The sequence below is a fragment of the Clostridium sp. genome (genome assembly GCF_050717545.1).
GTDB lineage: Bacteria > Bacillota > Clostridia > Clostridiales > Clostridiaceae > Clostridium_AD.
The window spans coordinates 1-19,284 of record NZ_JBOITN010000024.1 but is presented as its reverse complement, the minus strand read 5'-3'; the positions used below and the strand labels follow the sequence as shown (position 1 = coordinate 19,284).

The window sequence follows — 19,284 nt, the reverse complement described above, 5'->3', positions numbered from 1 at the left end:
TGACGTTTATTCGTTTTTTTGATAAAATATTAATATCTATTAATATAATTAATATAAATCAAACTTACACGGAGGAAAATGCATGAAATTATTTAAAATGAATCTTACCAAGAAGATTTTTGTTGCTCTTATTCTTGGTATTATTTATGGAATCGTATCAAATATTTTATTACCTAAAGGCTTTAATCTAGGCGTTAATAAATGGATCTTAAGCCCTGTTGGAAGCATCTTTTTTAACTTAATTAAAATGGTAGTAGTACCATTAGTTTTCTTTTCTCTTATTTGCGGTTCGGCAAGTATTGGAGATACTAAAAAACTAGGTAGAGTTAGTGGGAAAATAATTGCATTTTATATGGTAACAACATCATTTGCAGTTGTTTTTGGTCTATTTTTTGCAAACCTACTTAAACCAGGTGTCGGAGTTGTAATTCCATCAAATGCAACAGTCCAAACAACTAAACCACCATTTATTATGGATATCTTTGTAAATATGGTTCCTTCAAACCCTTTTGATGCTCTCGTGAAGGGAGATATGCTTCAAATCATTGTTTTTGCCATTTTTCTGGGAGTTACAATTAGTATTATAGGAGAACCTGTGAAGCCTCTTCTTAATATCTGTAATCAACTTAATGATGTTTTCCTAAAGATTATAGGAACAGTTATGAAACTTGCTCCATATGGAGTATTTGCACTTATAGCAAAGGTTATATCGCTTCAAGGACTTGATATTCTTGTAAGTCTTGTTAAATTAATTGGAGTTGTATATTTTGCACTTATAATTCATTGTTTAGTTACATATTTTGGTTCATTAAAACTTATAGGGCATTTAAGTCCCATAAAATTCTTCAAGAAATTCTGGCCTGTAATGATGTTTGGATTTTCAACATCAAGTAGTAGTGCAACAATTCCAGTAAATCTTGAAGCATGTGAAAATAAACTCGGTGTTAAAAGTAGCATTGCTAGTTTCACTATTCCTCTTGGTGCTACAATAAACATGGATGGAACTGCAATAATGCAGGGAGTTGGCGCTGTATTTATCGCACAAGTATATGGAATAGAGCTTAGTTTATCAAGCCAAATTCTAATAATATTATCTGCTACACTTGCATCAATTGGAACAGCTGGAGTGCCTGGAGCTGGAACTATAATGCTCAGTATGGTTGTTACCCAGGTAGGACTTCCTATTGAAGGCATTGCACTTATACTTGCAGTTGATAGAATTCTCGATATGGGGAGAACAATGCTAAATATTACAGGAGATGCAATCGGTACATGCCTTGTTGCAGCTTCAGAAAAAGAACTTGATGTTGATATTTTCAATTCTGATGACTCAGATGTAACAGTAAAACCATAAAAAAAATAAATAAAAAAGAACACCGATTAATAAATTGGTGTTCTTTTTTTATTTACTAATTAATCAATTTTATTATTATACGAAAAGTTACAAGGGCTTCCTTCACAATTTAAGACTTCTTCATCATCTTCACCAGTGTAAATTTCATTATCGGTACTGTTTTTATTAACTAATGGACTAACATTTTCTTTAGAAGTCCTTAGCAATTTTTCAATATCTGTAGACATTGCTTCCGGCTCAATAGTAGGTTCATACCTTGAGACTATGTTGCCATCCCTGCCAATAAGGAATTTTGTGAAATTCCATTTTACTGAATTACCCTCTAGGAATTCTGGAAACTTCTCAGTAAGAATGTCATTAAGTTTTTTTCCCGTAGGGTGCTTAAAATCAAACCCTTCAAAAGTCGTCTGCTCTGTAAGATATTTAAATAGTGGCTGAGCATTTTCACCTCTTACATCATTTTTCTCAAACAATGGAAAACTCACTCCATAATTAATTTCACAGAATTTTTTTATTTCACCGCTTTCACCTGGTTCTTGACCTGCGAATTGATTACTAGGGAAACCAAGTATTTCAAAATCTTCCTTGTTGTATTTCTCATAAAGTTTCTCTAACCCTTCGTATTGTGGTGTAAACCCACACTTACTTGCAGTATTAACTATAACTAGGACCTTTCCTTTGTATTGATTTAATGAAACTTCCTCACCATCTATTGTAATTGCTTTAAAATCGTATATTGTCATTTATTATCCCTCCATTTTGTATATTAACTTATTTAAACTTATATTGTTATTTTTAAGTAAAAACATTTTTTATTTAATATGTTCTTATGGTTATCTCTTATTACCTAAATTATAACACATATTTATTGTTAGTCAATAGTTATTAGTGAATAGTTATTATTATTTTTCACCTACAAGTTTTATAGTTACATCTCTTTCCTTTTGATCACTCGCTTTAACTTTTAGGGTTACAGTATTGCCAACTCCAATACTATAAAGAATTGTTCTGAATTCTACCATAGTATTTACAGGAGTTCCACTGACAGCTAAAATTATATCACCTTTTTTTATTCCTTGAAGATCAGCGGCACCTCCACTTTTAACTGCATAAACATATATACCATTTTCAACTTTAATATCTGCGACAAAACCTGCCATTTGTTTATCTATTCCTTGAATTCCTACTATAGGAGTTACAAAAGTTCCTTTTTCTACTATGCTCTTTAAGATAGGTTTTACTATATTTATAGGTATAGCAAACCCCATCCCTTCAGCACTCGTTACTTTTGCAGTATTAATCCCAACTACTTGACTGTTAATATTAATTAGTGGTCCGCCACTATTCCCAGGATTAATTGAAGCATCAGTCTGAAGTAAGTCCTCCATAAATAATCCGCCTTCTTCACCAATAGTTCTATTTATAGCGCTTATGATTCCTGAAGTAACTGTTCTTTGAAATGTAAGTCCAAGTGGGTTTCCGATAGCAATTGCGGTATCACCAACAGTAAGTAATTTAGAATCACCAAGTGATGCAACGATTAAGTTTTCTCCAGTTATTTTCAAAATTGATAAGTCTAGACTTTCATCAAACCATACAACCTTTCCTTTTAAATCTCTTCCATCGAATAAAGAAACCGAGATATCATTTGCTTGTTTACTCGCTACATGATTATTAGTAAGTATATACCCTTTTTTATCTACTATTATTCCAGAACCAACCCCTGTTTCCCCTTTTGAAGTTCGAGTTGGATTGATTGTAGACGTTACACCTACTACAGCTGGCATTAAATTTTTGGCAACTATACTTATAGTTGAAGTACCTGTTTTTTGAATAGTAGATTGCTGCACTACTGAAGGTTTAGCGCTTATCTTTTGGTCCGTGCTTGCACCTTTTACAACTGGAGTAAATCGAATCATTACTAAAATTAATCCAGCGCCTACTAATATACCTATAAATGAAGATAAAAAATAACCTAATTTTGAATTACCTCTTTCCATGTCATTTCCTCCTTTAAGACATTAGACAATATTTAAGAAACCAACTATTAGTATTCTTATTTTTTCCTTATAGTATACACGCAGACATTCTTAAGTAGCCAATATTTCATCACTTTTACTAAAAAATATTATAATGAATTTATTTAATAGATAATTTTTATAAAAGCTATAAATCGCCTTACATCACAAAAGGTATAGCAAAATTTTGCTATACCTTTTTAATTAATGGAGTCTAAAAGTTTTTAGAAATTTCATCTTGAGGCAATTCACCATCCATCCTTAGATAATAATGCCTAATAGGTTTTAAATCATCATCTAACTCATATACAAGAGGAATTCCAGTAGGTATATTAAGGCTTACGATATTGTCACTTGATATGTCATCAAGATGCTTCACTAAGGCTCTTAATGTATTTCCATGTGCAGAAATTATAACCTTCTTGCCTTTCTTAATTTGAGGTACTATATATTGAAACCATTCAACCATTACTCTCTTTATAGTGTCATCTAAATTTTCCGTGGTAGGGATCTCCTCATCTCTTAATTCTTTATATTTTAGCTCAGTTGCAGGATATCTATCATCAGTTTTTAAAAGTTCTGGTGGTCTTACATCTACGTATCTTCTCCATTTATAAACTTGTTCTTCTCCATATTTAAGCGCTGTTTCCGCCTTATTTAAACCTTGTAATGCGCCATAATGTCTTTCATTAAGTTTCCATGACTTATATACAGGTATCCACATTAAATCCATCTCATGTAATACAATCCAAAGTGTTCTAATTGCCCTTTTTAATACAGACGTATATGCTAAGTCAAATATATAAGCATTTTTCTTAAGTATTTCGCCAGCTTTTCTTGCTTCAATTAAGCCATTCTCTGATAAATCTACATCTGTCCAACCTGTAAATCTATTTTCCTTATTCCAAACGCTTTCACCATGTCTTATTAATACAAGTTTTATCAAAAAAATCACTCCCTTAATAATATAAATCTTACACTTATATCTTTAAGTTATTATACCACTTGTATTGAAATAATAATTAAAACTCACTCTTTTGCTGGCTTCTTTTAATGCCGCTAATTAACTTGAATAGAATTATTATAATAGCAACTCCACCTATAGCTGATAATATATAACCCATAATTTCTGAAATTCCGCTAACTGAATAATCTGGTATTATTGTCTTAAAATTAAATCCATTTTGCATTCCTTTTGGAATAAACCCTAAGGCATTACCATTAGTTAATACAGAATCAATTTCATCAGTTCCCCATTCTCCCCATGCTGTCCCTGTTGCTAGTAGTCCAAGTGGAGAAATGCATATCATCCCTATGAGCAATCCATATATAGGTTTCATCTTTAATTTTAAACCATCAACAATAATTCCTGGTGAAACTTTTTTAACAAATCCATATACACCTGCCGTAATAATTCCTTCTAAAACCCCTGCAACGGCTAAATGTGGCAACACCATTGCTGGAATTGATATATTCAATGGATATGGAGAATAAAGTGGCATGCCTAAAGCATCCTTAAACAATAAAGGCTGAATACCAAATTCTATGGATGCAAATAATGCAGCAGTATTTATTGCTATATATGACGAAATAAAAATTGCTACATATCTTCCTTTATCGCTTTTAACTCTTTGAGCTATTAAATTATAGGTATAATAACCTATAAAAGGCGCTATAAATGCCATATTAAAAGAATTTGCACCAAAAGCTAATATGCCACCATCACCAAAAATAACTGCCTGCACCAGTAGTGCAATGGTTACTGATATGCAAGCTGCCCACGGCCCCAAAAGAAGAGCTACCAATGTCGCTCCCACAGCATGCCCTGTAGTTCCGCCTGGAAGTGGAATATTAAACATCATAACCATAAATGAAAACGCTGCTCCTACACCCATTAATGGTATTCTTTTTTTTGTTAATTCATTCTTAACTTTTTTTACACTAGTTTTCCATATTGGAACCATAACTACTGCCATTACAGCGCAAGTTGCTGGACTCAAATAATTGTCTGGAATGTGCATTTTAACTCCCCCTATTAATTTATTAAAAAAAATGAAACCACAAAAATTGATAACTGTTCTACAGAAATCAACCTTCGTGGTTATTAATAAAATTTGTATATTTAATTTTAAAATACATTGTACACCCTCGTAGTATACGATTCCATAATATCATATTATTTGTAAATTGTATATATAAATTTCATTAAACAACTTTCCATTTTCTAGCGTTTGATTTATATTACAATTCCATAATCATATTATTTTACCTAGTTATTATTTTGTTTAACATAAAAATACTATATACATATTTATTATAGTATAATAAATATGTATATAGAAATAATAATAACCTTATTATAAATTATATATTTTGGAGGTATACTTTTGAAAATTGCTGTTATAGATGCACAAGGCGCAGGTCTTGGTCAAACAATCATAAAAAAAATTCGTAAAGAAATTGGCATTGATGTTTATATCATTGCACTTGGTACAAATAAATTTGCCACCTCAACTATGATAAAATCTGGCGCAAATGAAGGTATAATTGGTGAAAAATCGATTTTATCATTCTGTAAAACAAATAAAGTTGATAGTATAATTGGCCCAATTGGGATAATATGCAGTGGTGGTATAAACGGAGAAATTACCCCTATTATTGCTATGTCAGTATTTAATATGGAATGTACTAAATATATAATTCCACTACAAAAACATGGTATCTATATACCAGGTACAAGGAATCTGCAAATAAAAGATATAATTAAAGAAATTATATCTGATATTAAAAAAAACCTATAGACTAAACATTTTCTCAAAATCTCTAGTCTACAGGTTTTATCTTAAGGTTCCATTTCTACTCTATCTATATCCGTTTTTCTTATCTATTGCCTCATCTCTAATTTCTGATCTCATGCCATCAATAGATTGTTCTCTTCTATCATTCTTTGCTTCTAGTGTTTTTTTGCTTTCTTCATTTTCTGTTTTTGAAATAGTTTCCTCAGTAATGTTAAAATTTTCAATAGTATTACAAATATTTTCTTGAATTTTATCTACATTATCGCTTCTGTCGTCCCGTTTGTTTTTCATAATTTCATATCCCCTTTTGTTTTATTTAATAAACTATCCATTATTATTATCTCTACAAAAATGTTTATTATTCTATAAAATATTAACCATTTTTCTATGCGCTTTGATAACAATTTACAAATTTATTTTAATTTTAACTAGAAAAACTACCGAAATTTATATTCAGTAGCTTTCCTTTGTCGTTAATTATATTTTTAATAAAATTTACATCTTGTATGAATCTATATTATAATCCAAATCATTGATTTATTTATTAGTTCTATTATATTTATCAATTGCAGTATTAACTGTTTTTGCTGCATTGTCCAATGCTTCTTGTGGTGACTGTTGCCCTGCAAGCATTGATTCAATATTTGTTTCAGTTGCAGCTCTTGCTTCTGGGAATATGCCAAGTAACGCTCCACTTGATTCTGGACTAGATGCATGTAATTGATCTATAGCTGTTTGAAACTGTGGATATTTAACCAAATTATCTTTAACTTCTTTAAGATCATAAGCCTTTTTATTAACTAGGAAATATCCGGTATTGGCATTCCAATATGCTTGTTCCTCTGGAGATACCATGAACTTTAAAAATTCCCAAGAAGCCTGTTGCTTTACTTCATCCTCTTTGTCCATTACCCAAAGGGAAGCTCCACCTATAGAAACGCCACCCTTGTCAGAATCACTAACTTTAGGTAAAAATCCTGTTCCCACTTCAAACTTACCCTTTACTCCACCTAAAACTGCACTTAGAGATGCTGTTGAATCTAAATACATTGCTGTATTTCCGGCCATAAATGCATTCTGAGTATCTACAGTCTTCCTTCCAAAGTTTCCTACATTTCCAGAATCAACTAGCTTTTTCCATTGATTTAGTAAAGTTAGTCCACCGCCATTCTTATCGTACATCACTGAAGTTGCAGCTCCATCTCTTCCATTACCATTATTAGCATAATCTTTACCTTGTTTAATCATAAACTGTTCAAATAACCAAGCGTATATAGGCATCGAGTATCCATACTGAGTTACTTTACCCGAAGCATCCTTTTTTACAAGCTTTTCTGCCATGTTGTAGACATCAGTTAAAGATTCAGGTGGAGTATTTGGATCTAATCCCGCTTCTTTAAAGGCAGTTTTATTGTAGTAAAGTATTGGTGTTGATGAGTTAAAAGGCATAGAGTTCAATTTTTTATCTACTGTATAATAAGCAAGCAAGTTTGGCTCTAAGCTTGAAATATCATATTTTTCTTTATCAATAAAATCTTGTACTGGAACTATAGCTTTGCTATCAATCATATATCTAGTCCCAATATCATAAGCCTGCATAACATCTGGGCCAGAATTACTAACTTGTGAACTTTTTAATTTATTAAGTGCAGCATCATAATCTCCTTGGAATTGAGCTGTAACAATAATGTCTGTTTGTGAATCATTAAAATCTTTTACTAATTTATCAAGTGCGACCCCTAGGTTACCACCCATGCCGTGCCAAAATGTTATTGCAACTGGCCCTTCTTTAACCTTTTCTTGTTTAGCAGTGCTACCGCAACCACTGATCATTGAAGCTCCTAATACCATTGCAAGTACTGCTGAAATCAATCTTTTCCTCATTAATAACTCCCCCTTAAAATACGTATGATTCTTTAACCTTTAACAGACCCTGATGTCATTCCATCGATTAACTGTTTTTGCCCAACTATAAATATAAATATAGCTGGAATGATAATTATTATAATTCCTGCGAGCATCATTCCAAATGATTGTGTTTCTGCAGATTGAAGCATGCTCATGCCAATTTGTACTGTCCTCATTTCTGGTTTACTTGTGATAAGTAGAGGCCACATATATTGGTTCCATGTTGATAAAAATATATAAATTCCTAAAGACCCAATTATAGGCCTTGATATAGGCATAAAAATTCGAGTTAAAAACTGGAATCCAGTACATCCATCTAATATAGAAGCTTCTCTTAATTCGTTAGGAACCGTTAAAAAATATTGTCTCATCATAAAAATCCCCATGGCCGAAGTTAAATAAGGTAATACTAGTCCGGCATATGTATCCAATAATTTTAAAGACCCTATAGTCAAATAATTTGAAATAATAATAGCTTCCCCTGGTATCAGAATCGTAGCTATTATAACAATGAATAAAAGTTTTTTCCCCTTAAATTCATAAAATGAGAAGGCGTAAGCGCTAAGACTAGATGTTATAATTTGACCAATAGTTACAGCAATAGATACTATAAAGCTATTAATAATAAATCTAAATATAGGTACTGTATCAATTACAGCCTTATAGTTCCCAAGATAAAAGCTCTTAGGTAATAACTTCGGAGGCATTGTGAACATCCGATCTGGCGTCATAAATGTAACTGACAGTGCATATAAAATCGGTGAAATTATAATTAATCCAACGACCAGATTGGAAATAAGCAAAATTATGTTACTTTTTTTATCTAGCATTATGAATAATGCACTCCCTTCTTCTCATATCCGAATTGAAGCATTGCTATAATAAACATAAATATAAATAATATAATTGACTGTGCAGACGCAGTATCAAATCTTCCATTAAAAAATGCCTCTCTATAGATAGAAAACACCAACACATTTGTAGAATTTCCAGGTCCACCACTTGTTAATATATTTACTTGTCCAAATGATTGAAATGCATTCATAATATCCATAAAAATCATAAAAAATAATGTAGGTGATATCATGGGAATTATGACATTAAATATTTTTTTAAAGTAACTTGCTCCATCTATAGATGAGCTTTCGAGTATTTCCTTTGGAATATTTTTTAAACCTGCTAAAATAAATATAAAATTAACTCCAATATTCATCCAAATGGTTACAAAAGATACAGATAGTAGAGCCCAATTTGGATCTACTAACCATCCAATATTAGTTTTTAAAATAGTATTTAGCATACCAATACTTGGATGAAAGATTATTCCCCAAATAATTGATGCAGACGCTGAAGATACTGCTATAGGAACTGCAAACATTACCTTTGATATATTAAGACCTTTCACTTTATTATTAGCAAGAAGTGCTAATGAAAGTCCTATTATTAAAGATGGGATTGTTGTAAATATAACAAATTTCATTGTAACAATTAAACTGTTTATAAAATCCTGTGAAGATAATATTTCTATGTAGTTTTGAAGTCCAACAAATTCTTGAAATTTTCCATGAGCATTTGTTAGTCCCAAACTCATATATAAAGTTTTGAAAAATGGATAATAAACAAACAGACCAAACAATAATAGACTTGGTAGTAAAAATAAATATGGTTCTAATTTTGTACTTAGGCTTGTCTTAATATTTTCAGATTGTAGCTTAGATGTCCCTTGTTTTTTTAAGATAGTTTCACTCACTATAATCCCCCTCGTAGAATTTTTAAATTTAATATAAAAACTCACTACGGTTACTAGTATATTTAATTTGTGTTAAGGACAAATGTAACTACTGTTAACTTTAAGTTAAAATATCTCCTACGGAGCTAAAATAATTAAAAAAAGCCCTCTTGTTTGGATAAACAAGAGGACTCTTAGTGTAAAATGAAATAAATATTTATTTTTTAATATCCATTAATACTCGCTTTAATTTATCTGGATAATTAGTAATTAGACCATTAACTCCAGCCGCAATCAAATTTTTCATATGAATTTCTTCATTTACAGTAAACGGATTTACTAAAATTCCTTCTTTTTTAGCGTTATCAATAATCTCTTTATTAATTGAATAAAAAAGAGGGTGTAAAGCGTCTGCTCCAGTATGTTTGCAATACAATTCCGGCTGATAAAGGCCAGCCATGTATAAAAGTCCCGTTTTTATTTCTTTAGAAATCTCTTTACAAGTCACCATAGAATAATGGTTAAAGCTAGATAATATTACTTTATCCTGATATTTGTATTCATGCAACATTTCTATAAGTTTTTCCTCAATACCAGGATATATAATCACACCATTTTTAATCTCTAAATTTAATAATATATCGTTTTCTTTTGCAAAAATAATTAATTCCTCAGCAGTAGGTATTTTTTCACTACTATATTTTTTATCAAACCAAGACCCTGCATCCAAATTATTTAACTCATCATAAGTGAAATCTTTTACAAGTCCTACCCCATTGGTAGTTCTATTAACATATTCATCATGAATTAGAACAAGAACTCCATCTGAAGTCATTTGAACATCAGTCTCAATTCCATTCGCCCCAAGTTCTAGTGCTTTTTCAAATGAAAGCATTGTGTTCTCTGGAAAATAGCCACTAGCACCCCTATGAGCATAATTAATTATCATATAAATACCTCCAATATAACTTACTTAATAGGAGTATTGTATCATATAACAATTTTTGTTATGTAAAAGTTGTGTTAAATCATCTCCTGAGGAGCTAATATATAATTATTTTAAATTTTTAATCACTAATATTACCAAAAATATTCTTACTTTCCATGATAACCTGGATAAATGCATCAGCAATATCTTTATCGAACTGAATACCACTACATCTCTTAAGTTCCTCAACAGCTTCTTTATAAGTTTTTCTTCTATTGTAAGGTCTACTTGAAGTCATTGCATCAAAACTGTCTGCTACCGTGAGAATCCTCACAAGATAAGGTATATTCTCGCCTGTTAAATGATCTGGATACCCATTCCCATCATATCTTTCATGATGATGCAATATTAGAGGAATAATTTCCTTAAGGGAATCAACTGATTTTATAATTTCTACTCCATTTATTGAGTGTTGCTTCATTATTTCCCACTCTTCTGATGTTAATGGCATATTCTTATTTAATATTTCTTTTGGAATATTGATTTTTCCAATATCGTGCATATAAGCCCCATATATTAAATCCTTTTTATCTTTCCCTTTTAGTTCAAGTTTATCCGCCAGTAACCTACTATAAGTAACTACCCTTTCAACATGACCATATGTATATTTATCCTTAGCATTGATAACACTTATCAGAGTTTTTATTGAGGTAATAATATCTATATGTTCATCTTCTATATCAACTTTTAATTCATCTAATATAGAAGTATAAGTTTCCACTCTATTTTTATCAAAAAACTTAGCCCTATAAAGCGCATCATACGCACTTTTAAAAAGTTCAATATCATTTTTAGCTTTATCAGGATAACTTGATATCCCAATTGAGACTGTAAGTTTACCATTTGGCTGGTTTTCTTCACCAAGAAAATAAGTTTTTTCTATATTCCTTCGCAATTTTTCTGCGAGCCTAATAGAATCCGACTCAGAAGTATTTGGAAGAACTATTGCAAATTCTTCTCCACCATATCTTGCCACTATATCATTTTCTCTAAAGCTATTCTTAAGTATAGCTCCCATAAGTTTAAGTACTTCATCACCCATTTGATGTCCATTAACTTCATTATAGATTTTGAAATAATCTATATCCATTAACATCATTGCAACAGGCTTCGTTTCTTTCTCACATTTATTCATTATTTCCTCTAGAGCATCATAAAAAAACCTATGATTATAAGTTCCTGTTAGACTATCTACATTTGCCATACCCTCAAGTACTTTTATATGTTCATTTTCAATCCTCACATAAAATCCTAATGGCCATGCTGTAAGAATGAATACTCCAGCTAAAATCAAATCATTTTGAAAGACTTGATTAATTACTTCATTAGGTGCATATATAAGGTCTAATCCTAAAATAAATACTGAAGATATACATGCCAATATCATACCTTGTTTCATACCTTGTTGTATAGTAGACGCAATTATAATAAATAAAAATATAAATTTATAATCACTTGTATTTTTACCTGAATAAAGTATAAGAATAATAAACATCAAAATAAAAAAACAATTTTCAGAAACTTGTACTATTTTACTATATTTATCATCTATTTTTTTAACAATCGAAAAGGACCATAAAAAATATACTAAAACTATTATCAATACCAATATTACGCCAAAATACGACAAAGGATTAAAATAGGCTATTTCCGTGATTTGCATTAAGTTATTTCCATTAAAAACATATCTAAAAAATATTATACCTGAAAATAATATTGATGCTAATTTTATTATTGATACTATTTCATCAATTTTTTTCTGTTTATCATTTACTAAATTGCCCATAATATCACTACCTCATCAAATTCATTATAATCAAGAAATGAGATCAGTAAAACTGACCTCATCTTTTTATTACTTTTCTCTTAGACATTTTGGTTCTTCTGGTTGATAGAAATACCACCAACATGCTGAAGATGCAACAGATGTTGCTACAAGAGTAGTTACTACTGCAATTAATGTGAATAGATGTTTTTTTAAATTTCTCATAATACTTCCCCCCTTTTTCTTAATATTTATGATTTAAAAAGGTATCTACTTTCCCTATTAATAAGTGTCCTTTAGCTGTAAGCGAAAACGCTTGCCATAATATCCCTGAATATAAGCATAGAGTATAAAAAAGAAATTTTCTTTTACCACTATTTATATATAACAGGATAAAAAATACTATGATGATTAAATATACACCTAAAAGTATTATAGATCCTTTCTTCATCCGCTTTCTTTTTCCTTCTTTAACTATTGGTTTTGAAATGCTGTCCACTGGGGCCAATTTGCAAATTATATAATAGGACCATATAAAAATTATAATTCCCAGTATTATAATTAATTTTAAATTAACCACTGAATTTATTAAATGTGATATTAATACCGCTTGACCTACGCATGTAATTATACCTATAAAATTACAAATTCCTGGTGAGCTTGCATGAACCCCTCCAGAATATTTTCTAAGAATAGCAGCTGTAAAGGAAATTATTAGAGCTTCAAAAGCTACATGAAACAATAATCCAAATATAAATACAAGAATTATAGAAAAGCACATCTGCATTAAAGCAAAAGTCCCATAAGCAATCACTTGTGTATTATCCTCATCAAGAGATAATTCTGCTGCTACTTTATTGGCAATCTTATTAGATAACTTTTCCATTTAATACCTCGCTTAACTTTTTCTTTCTAGCAACATAAAAATGGTACGTTACTACTATAGCTGTAAAAATCAATAACGATGGAATACCATATAGTATCTTTAATGTAGGTTCACTTAAAAGATATATAATATTTGCTTTAAATATATACTGTATTATAAAAACATTAATCCCTTCACATATAAATTCCAGAATCATTACCATAAGACTTGTTTGTATGGATTTAATTATACCAATTTTATTTATATTAACTGTTAATATAATAAGCATTATAATATTAAGAATAGTGTGTACACCATATTGAATTGGTAATAATCTTATTAGATAAATTGCACCAACTAAAATTATACTTGATAGTATATATCTTTTTAAATTAATAACTGTCTTTGAAAAAACATAGACTCCAAACATAAATAAAAAGCCTTCCGGCAGACCTCTAAAAAAAAACTCTATCAACGTTAGTTTTAGCATATTCTATTTCTCCCCTATATTCTTCTAAATATCTATATATATATGTTTTTATTTACAATTATATCATTATTATCACAAAATAAGATATATTTTTAAAAATAACCAATTAAAATATTGTTTACTCTTCTTGTTAGACTTCAACTTTTAGTATCGTTGTTTTATTAATAACCTTTATAGTATTAAAAATAAGAATAAAAACAAAAACCCTTATACATATATCCCCAATACTCATAATACTGTAACCAACATCAAATATATCTGTTAAAAACTTAAGTTTAGTTTCATCACTTCCCAAAATATGTATATCATTCACTTTCATAAAAGAATCTGGTTTTGCATAACCAGTTAAGTATGATAAAGTCGGAAATACAGGCATTTTACCATTATTAGCTGCTATAACAGTGTTATTTAAGACAGTTCCAATAAGAATAAATACTGACCCTATAATTGCGCTAACATTAAGTTTATATTTAATAATCAAACCCAAAAATGTTAAAAGATATATATAGTGAAAAGTACCAGCATATTTTATAAATCTATAATTACCTTGAAATAGCATAACCTCTAAAATTACATACATTATTACAAATGCAAACAAAGGATACATTGCCCACTCCTTAAAAAGTGGTCTTACTTTGTACCCTTTTACTTTCGCAAAAATAAGGGCTAGGAGTAGTGGTTCAATCATATATATTCCTCTCATTCACACTTTAGACATTTAATTCATTTCTATTTAGATTATACTAATTTTTTCAATATTTATCCACTGTTTTTTTAAAAAAACTAACTATTATAAAAAAATATAGTCTACAGCTGATTTAATTTTGAAACAATGACATTTGCTCGGTTTTTTCTGAATCAGTACTTGGCAAAATATTTAATCAAATTGATTTGATTTTTTTAAGATATCTTTCCATATCAAACTTTCTTTTAATCCCTTATCATTCATAAATCTAACCGAACCAAATATAGACCTTTCACCCCATGCTCTATCGTGCTTTCCAAAACACCAAGCTACTCCAGCAAAACCATTTGCATCTCTCCCATCTAAAAGATACTTATTATTCAAATAAATTGCCGTACTAAAAGCTTCTTCTGGTGTTTTACTCCATTCTAATATTTTTTTCCCCCAATACATTCTCATGTAACCATGCATCTTACCTGTGAAACTCATCTCTTTTTGAGCTGCATTCCAATATGGATCATGAGTTTTAGCTTGTTCTAATTGTTCTCGTGAATAAATAAACTCTCGCTCATCCAACGAGTGTTTTTCAAGAGTGTTTTTTGCCCAGTTGGGAAGTGAATTATAGGTGTCATATTCATTATTATAATAAACAAAATTCATGCTCAATTCTCTTCTAATTATTAATTTTTCTAGAAAAGCTTTTTTATCTTCTACATATACATCTATTAATCTTCTATATATGTACAATGGTGAAATCTGACCAAAATATAGATATGGACTCAAATTAGATGAATATCCCTCTGAAGGTTCGTTTTTAAGTTCACAATAATCAGATAATTTATTAGAAATAAAATCCTCTAGTAATAGCTTAGCCTTGCTAGTACCTCCCACAAAACACGAAACTCTCTTAACTGTTATTAAACATGACTTTATCTATATCATCTATATCATACTCATCATATGGAACATTTAAATTAATAGAAAACAAATCGCACACTCTAACGTTAAGAGGCACTGTATATTCCTCAAGCCTTTTACTTATCTTGTTTCTAAGTGTAGCAGCAGTGTATTCCTCTTTTATAGAAGCTGTTTCTATAGGTACAATAACATTAGTCTCTACCTGTACTACTTGGCATTTCGCATTCTGCGCCAGCAGATCACTCTAACCTCTCTATTTTAAATACCCTCTATCAACAACCATCACAGCTGCTATAGATGATATATCCATTGCTCCTATCTCAGGAGATATTTTTCTAATTAGCATATTAATATTTCTTTTCATTAACTCTATTTTTACTTCTTTTAATCCCTCTAACATAAAGTAGTAATGTCTTTCACTGGCTTCCGGAAAGTTATCAGTTAATCCAAAATACACAATCAAAGGCTTTTTAAGTTCGTTTGCCTGTATTATCGCATACTCTACGGCATGATTATACTCTATTCTTTGAGAACTTTGCATCCAATAAATAACATATGGATTATCAATTACTTTTTTACTATTTAAATATTTAACTCTATCATCCAAAATCATTATTTTCAAATCTTCCCTCAGTTCCAATAGACCAGTTATACGCTATTTTCATTCTACCAAAATAACACCCACTTTAAAAGTAAAATGTATAATATAGACTTTGTTGTAGCTATATATTAATTTTATATATACTGCTCCTACCGTGTATTACATTAAGTATAATTGATAAAGTAGTCATATTATGGTATACTTAACATGTGAATAGTTCATATGTTAAGTATATTTTTTAAGGAGATAATTATGATTGATGTTGAATTTCAAGAAAAACTTATTGATGTATTAAAATCAGTTAATGGAAAGCTTAATGGGATTCTGCATGATTTTTATGAACCATACGGTCTAACATCAGTACAAGCTAGCGTACTTCTAGAATTAAATAAAAATGGAGAACAAAATATTACTGATTTATGTAAACATCTTTACGTGGGAAAAAGTAATCTCTCTCCATTATGCAAACGCATGGAAAAGAGTGGATTTATAGAACGTGTTAGAAACTCAAAAGATGAGCGTTGTGTAAATATTAAAATGACCCAATATGCTAAAAACATAATGAATGAAGTATCGAAGTCACTTGCTGACAACATTATTCCAACGTTAAATAAGATAGATGAATACAAAAAAAATAGAATTGTCGACGGTTTAAATTTATTAAATGAATGCTTATCTTTAGGCATAAATGAGGATTAGTATCCTTATTTTTTTTTCTAATAATCCTAATCAAATTATAAGCTACAGAAAGGGAGTGATTAACATATGATAATGCCACTAATTATAGCATCAGTTGTTGTACTAATTTGTGTTTTTTCAAGCAAAGTTTTATATAGATTTGGAGTTCCCTCGCTACTTATATTTATTCTACTAGGTATGTTATTTGGTTCGGAGGGAATTGTCGGAATTAACTTTGAAGATTACCGTATGGCAGAACAGGTGGGCTCATTTGGACTAATACTTATAATTTTTTATGGAGGTTTTTGTGCGAATTGGAAAATAGCAAAACCAGTTGCCAGTAAAGCTGTAGCAATGTCAACTTTAGGGGTTGTTGTAACTGCAGGTCTTACAGGATTATTTTGCACCTTAGTTCTTAAAGTATCAGTTTTAGAAGGATTACTTATTGGATCTATAGTATCGTCTACCGACGCTGCCTCAGTTTTCTCTATTCTACGTTCTCAAAAACTTAATTTGAAAGGTGGACTAGCCTCAATGCTAGAAATTGAGAGTGGAAGTAATGATCCATTTGCATATATGCTTACGATAACAATTTTAAGTTTAATGAAAAATGGAGGAATCCAATCTATACTACACCTTCTAGTATTTCAAATATTATTGGGATTACTTATCGGTGTTGTCCTAGCAAAAATAAGTGCATGGATATTAAAAAATGTTAACTTCGAAATAGAAGGACTATATCCCGTATTCGTCATGGCAATAGCTGTTTTAGCATACTCAGTAAGTTCGTGGATTGGTGGCAATGGATACCTAAGTGTATATATTGCAGGTATTATAATTGGAAATAGTAAAATCAAAAATAAAAGAAGTTTGGTTAAATTTTTAGATGGGGTCTCATGGCTAATGCAAATAATGCTCTTCTTTATATTAGGACTGCTATCTTTCCCCTCACATTTGCAATCACTTTTAGTGCCAGGAATTTTAATTTCATTATTTCTTATTTTTATAGCAAGACCTATTGCGGCATTTGGAATACTTGGTTTCTTCAAGATTCCTTTAAAACATAAATTGTTTATATCCTGGGTTGGAATCAGAGGTGCTTCATCTATTGTTTTTGCTATACTGGCCGTAACAAGTCAAGCGGTTATGCAATCTGACATTTTCCACATAGTATTTTTTATAGCATTATTTTCTGTATCACTTCAAGGGACTTTAATAGCACCAATTGCAAAGAAACTAGGTCTTGTTGATGATACTTCAGTTGTATTAAAAACATTTAATGATTATCAGGAAGAATTAAACACAAGATTATATGAATTGCAAATTTCTCCTGAAAGTTTTTGGGTTAATAAAACAATATTGGCTGCTAATATACCTGATGAGGTTCTTGTTGTAATGATAAAACGTAAACGAAAAATAATCCATCCTAAGGGAGCAACACTTATTAAAAATGGTGACATATTAGTATTAAGTGGAGATAATTTTGATAATGTGCCAATTTAGTATGTGTTTTTTACATTTCATTATAATAAAAATAGCCTCTAGAACGCCTCCTATAGTTGATGTTTGATCCACTAGTTCCATAGTACTCATACTCGTTCTATCCCTTTGCTGGCTTTCTTGCATCTAATGAATAAGCTATTCTTATATAACCATTCTGTCATGATATAGATGTAACTGTTTCATAAGGATTTTTTCAGCTTGAGGCTCAGTTATAGTACCATTATCTAAAAGTGAAATTATAGGGTTTATATATTGGCTCTTGCTAGTATTATATATTTTATCTTCTTGTTTAGTTAAAGTTTTAGTAATCTCAGTATTTACTTCTTTTACTACTTCTGATTTATTTAAAACAGCTTTAATTCTATTGGCTTGATCTTTCGTTAAAGTATTAGTAATTATAATATCAGAGTTTGGTTGTAAACTCTGTTGTATTCTAGTCCCAATTTCTTTATATTCATTTACTAAAGGTGCCTTTGCATTGATATACAATGGATTAGCTGTTGCAGTAAAAGTTGTACTAACAGAAGATAAATATATACCTGCTGTTAATAATGCTGTTAATATTTTAATTTTTATAGATGCATTTTTCAATTTATCGTCACCTCATTAATTTATTTTAATTATATCTAAGTTCTAATTATAACCAATAACAATGTCAGATAAGTGTCAATAAGATGTTTGTTTTGTGTACTTTTATGCAAAATAAAAAACACTAAGATAAACTTAGTGTTTTTTTGTTACCTGGCGACAACCTACTCTTCCACAAGGTTACCCCTGCAGTACCATCGGCGCATTGAAGCTTAACCGTCGTGTTCGGTATGGGAACGGGTGTTACCTTCATGCCATAATCACCAGATTGAGAATATAAATATTCTCTGAAAATTGCACAGTGCTGGTCTTTTCGCTCTCGCTCAAAGCCCTGTCTCTTTCTTACGAAAGAGGGTGTATCGCAAAATTAATATGTTTGTTACATTTATTTATCTT

Annotated in this window: 20 protein-coding genes, 1 rRNA gene and 1 pseudogene; 4 read left to right on the top strand and 18 right to left on the bottom strand. The window is 30.3% G+C overall.

Features of this window, described 5'->3' with window-relative positions:
* Nucleotides 1-82: 82 nt before the first annotated feature.
* Entirely contained in the window at nucleotides 83-1,354 is a 1,272-nt protein-coding gene (locus ACREVX_RS05450) for a dicarboxylate/amino acid:cation symporter (RefSeq protein WP_431543153.1), read from the top strand.
* Nucleotides 1,355-1,554: 200 nt separating this feature from the next.
* Here ACREVX_RS05450 and ACREVX_RS05445 read toward each other — a convergent pair.
* The 4 genes and pseudogenes from ACREVX_RS05445 to cbiM all read right to left on the bottom strand — a co-directional run.
* Nucleotides 1,555-2,097: pseudogene (locus tag ACREVX_RS05445) on the bottom strand (glutathione peroxidase); the annotation flags it as partial.
* Between the two features lie 159 nt (nucleotides 2,098-2,256).
* On the bottom strand, nucleotides 2,257-3,354 hold the full coding sequence (locus ACREVX_RS05440; protein ID WP_431543152.1) for a S1C family serine protease: 1,098 nt from the start codon (nucleotides 3,352-3,354) through the stop codon (nucleotides 2,257-2,259).
* Nucleotides 3,355-3,586: 232 nt separating this feature from the next.
* A complete protein-coding gene (gene gpmA, locus ACREVX_RS05435; protein ID WP_431543151.1) occupies nucleotides 3,587-4,318 on the bottom strand; it encodes a 2,3-diphosphoglycerate-dependent phosphoglycerate mutase in 732 nt (243 codons plus the stop codon).
* 76 nt (nucleotides 4,319-4,394) lie between these two features.
* Entirely contained in the window at nucleotides 4,395-5,393 is a 999-nt protein-coding gene (gene cbiM / locus ACREVX_RS05430) for a cobalt transporter CbiM (RefSeq protein WP_431543150.1), read from the bottom strand.
* Nucleotides 5,394-5,759: 366 nt separating this feature from the next.
* Between cbiM and ACREVX_RS05425 the strand changes: the two genes are divergently transcribed.
* Nucleotides 5,760-6,173, top strand: a complete 414-nt coding sequence (locus ACREVX_RS05425) for a DUF3842 family protein (protein WP_431543149.1) — start codon at nucleotides 5,760-5,762, stop codon at nucleotides 6,171-6,173.
* Between the two features lie 60 nt (nucleotides 6,174-6,233).
* On the opposite strand, the gene tlp is transcribed toward ACREVX_RS05425, so the two are convergent.
* From tlp to ACREVX_RS05365, 12 genes are all read right to left on the bottom strand, one after another.
* On the bottom strand, nucleotides 6,234-6,461 hold the full coding sequence (tlp, locus tag ACREVX_RS05420; protein WP_431543148.1) for a small acid-soluble spore protein Tlp: 228 nt from the start codon (nucleotides 6,459-6,461) through the stop codon (nucleotides 6,234-6,236).
* A 246-nt stretch (nucleotides 6,462-6,707) separates the two neighbouring features.
* Nucleotides 6,708-8,054, bottom strand: coding sequence for an ABC transporter substrate-binding protein (locus ACREVX_RS05415; RefSeq protein ID WP_431543147.1), 1,347 nt, complete (start codon nucleotides 8,052-8,054; stop codon nucleotides 6,708-6,710).
* A 32-nt stretch (nucleotides 8,055-8,086) separates the two neighbouring features.
* A complete protein-coding gene (locus tag ACREVX_RS05410; RefSeq protein ID WP_431543146.1) occupies nucleotides 8,087-8,908 on the bottom strand; it encodes a carbohydrate ABC transporter permease in 822 nt (273 codons plus the stop codon).
* Nucleotides 8,908-9,828: a carbohydrate ABC transporter permease gene (locus tag ACREVX_RS05405; RefSeq protein WP_431543145.1), complete on the bottom strand. Its 921-nt coding sequence runs from the start codon at nucleotides 9,826-9,828 to the stop codon at nucleotides 8,908-8,910. Before ACREVX_RS05405 ends, ACREVX_RS05410 begins: the two co-directional genes overlap by 1 nt.
* A 196-nt stretch (nucleotides 9,829-10,024) precedes the next feature.
* Nucleotides 10,025-10,756: a glycerophosphodiester phosphodiesterase gene (locus ACREVX_RS05400; protein ID WP_431543144.1), complete on the bottom strand. Its 732-nt coding sequence runs from the start codon at nucleotides 10,754-10,756 to the stop codon at nucleotides 10,025-10,027.
* A 118-nt stretch (nucleotides 10,757-10,874) separates the two neighbouring features.
* Nucleotides 10,875-12,581, bottom strand: a complete 1,707-nt coding sequence (locus ACREVX_RS05395; protein WP_431543143.1) for a bifunctional diguanylate cyclase/phosphohydrolase — start codon at nucleotides 12,579-12,581, stop codon at nucleotides 10,875-10,877.
* A gap of 69 nt (nucleotides 12,582-12,650) precedes the next feature.
* A complete protein-coding gene (locus ACREVX_RS05390; RefSeq protein ID WP_431543142.1) occupies nucleotides 12,651-12,785 on the bottom strand; it encodes a cyclic lactone autoinducer peptide in 135 nt (44 codons plus the stop codon).
* A gap of 19 nt (nucleotides 12,786-12,804) precedes the next feature.
* The gene (locus ACREVX_RS05385; RefSeq protein ID WP_431543141.1) at nucleotides 12,805-13,446 is read right to left on the bottom strand and encodes an accessory gene regulator ArgB-like protein; all 642 of its coding nucleotides are present in this window, start codon (nucleotides 13,444-13,446) and stop codon (nucleotides 12,805-12,807) included.
* Entirely contained in the window at nucleotides 13,430-13,915 is a 486-nt protein-coding gene (locus ACREVX_RS05380; protein WP_431543140.1) for a hypothetical protein, read from the bottom strand. The genes ACREVX_RS05385 and ACREVX_RS05380 overlap by 17 nt, the downstream gene beginning before the upstream one ends.
* Before the next feature lie 130 nt (nucleotides 13,916-14,045).
* Nucleotides 14,046-14,603 (bottom strand): DUF5317 family protein, encoded by a 558-nt coding sequence (locus ACREVX_RS05375; protein ID WP_431543139.1) that lies wholly within the window; start codon nucleotides 14,601-14,603, stop codon nucleotides 14,046-14,048.
* A gap of 189 nt (nucleotides 14,604-14,792) precedes the next feature.
* Nucleotides 14,793-15,491, bottom strand: coding sequence for a hypothetical protein (locus ACREVX_RS05370; RefSeq protein WP_431543138.1), 699 nt, complete (start codon nucleotides 15,489-15,491; stop codon nucleotides 14,793-14,795).
* A 280-nt stretch (nucleotides 15,492-15,771) separates the two neighbouring features.
* Nucleotides 15,772-16,131 (bottom strand): deoxyribodipyrimidine photo-lyase, encoded by a 360-nt coding sequence (locus ACREVX_RS05365; RefSeq protein ID WP_431543291.1) that lies wholly within the window; start codon nucleotides 16,129-16,131, stop codon nucleotides 15,772-15,774.
* A 240-nt stretch (nucleotides 16,132-16,371) separates the two neighbouring features.
* On the opposite strand from ACREVX_RS05365, the gene ACREVX_RS05360 reads away from it, so the two are divergent.
* Complete coding sequence (locus tag ACREVX_RS05360) at nucleotides 16,372-16,818, top strand: MarR family winged helix-turn-helix transcriptional regulator (RefSeq protein ID WP_431543137.1); 447 nt, start codon at nucleotides 16,372-16,374, stop codon at nucleotides 16,816-16,818.
* Nucleotides 16,819-16,884: 66 nt separating this feature from the next.
* A complete protein-coding gene (locus tag ACREVX_RS05355; RefSeq protein ID WP_431543136.1) occupies nucleotides 16,885-18,300 on the top strand; it encodes a potassium/proton antiporter in 1,416 nt (471 codons plus the stop codon).
* Nucleotides 18,301-18,441: 141 nt separating this feature from the next.
* Here ACREVX_RS05355 and ACREVX_RS05350 read toward each other — a convergent pair whose 3' ends face one another.
* Nucleotides 18,442-18,891, bottom strand: coding sequence for a hypothetical protein (locus ACREVX_RS05350; RefSeq protein ID WP_431543135.1), 450 nt, complete (start codon nucleotides 18,889-18,891; stop codon nucleotides 18,442-18,444).
* A 148-nt stretch (nucleotides 18,892-19,039) separates the two neighbouring features.
* Nucleotides 19,040-19,156, bottom strand: a 5S ribosomal RNA gene (gene rrf / locus ACREVX_RS05345).
* Between the last annotated feature and the right edge of the window lie 128 nt (nucleotides 19,157-19,284).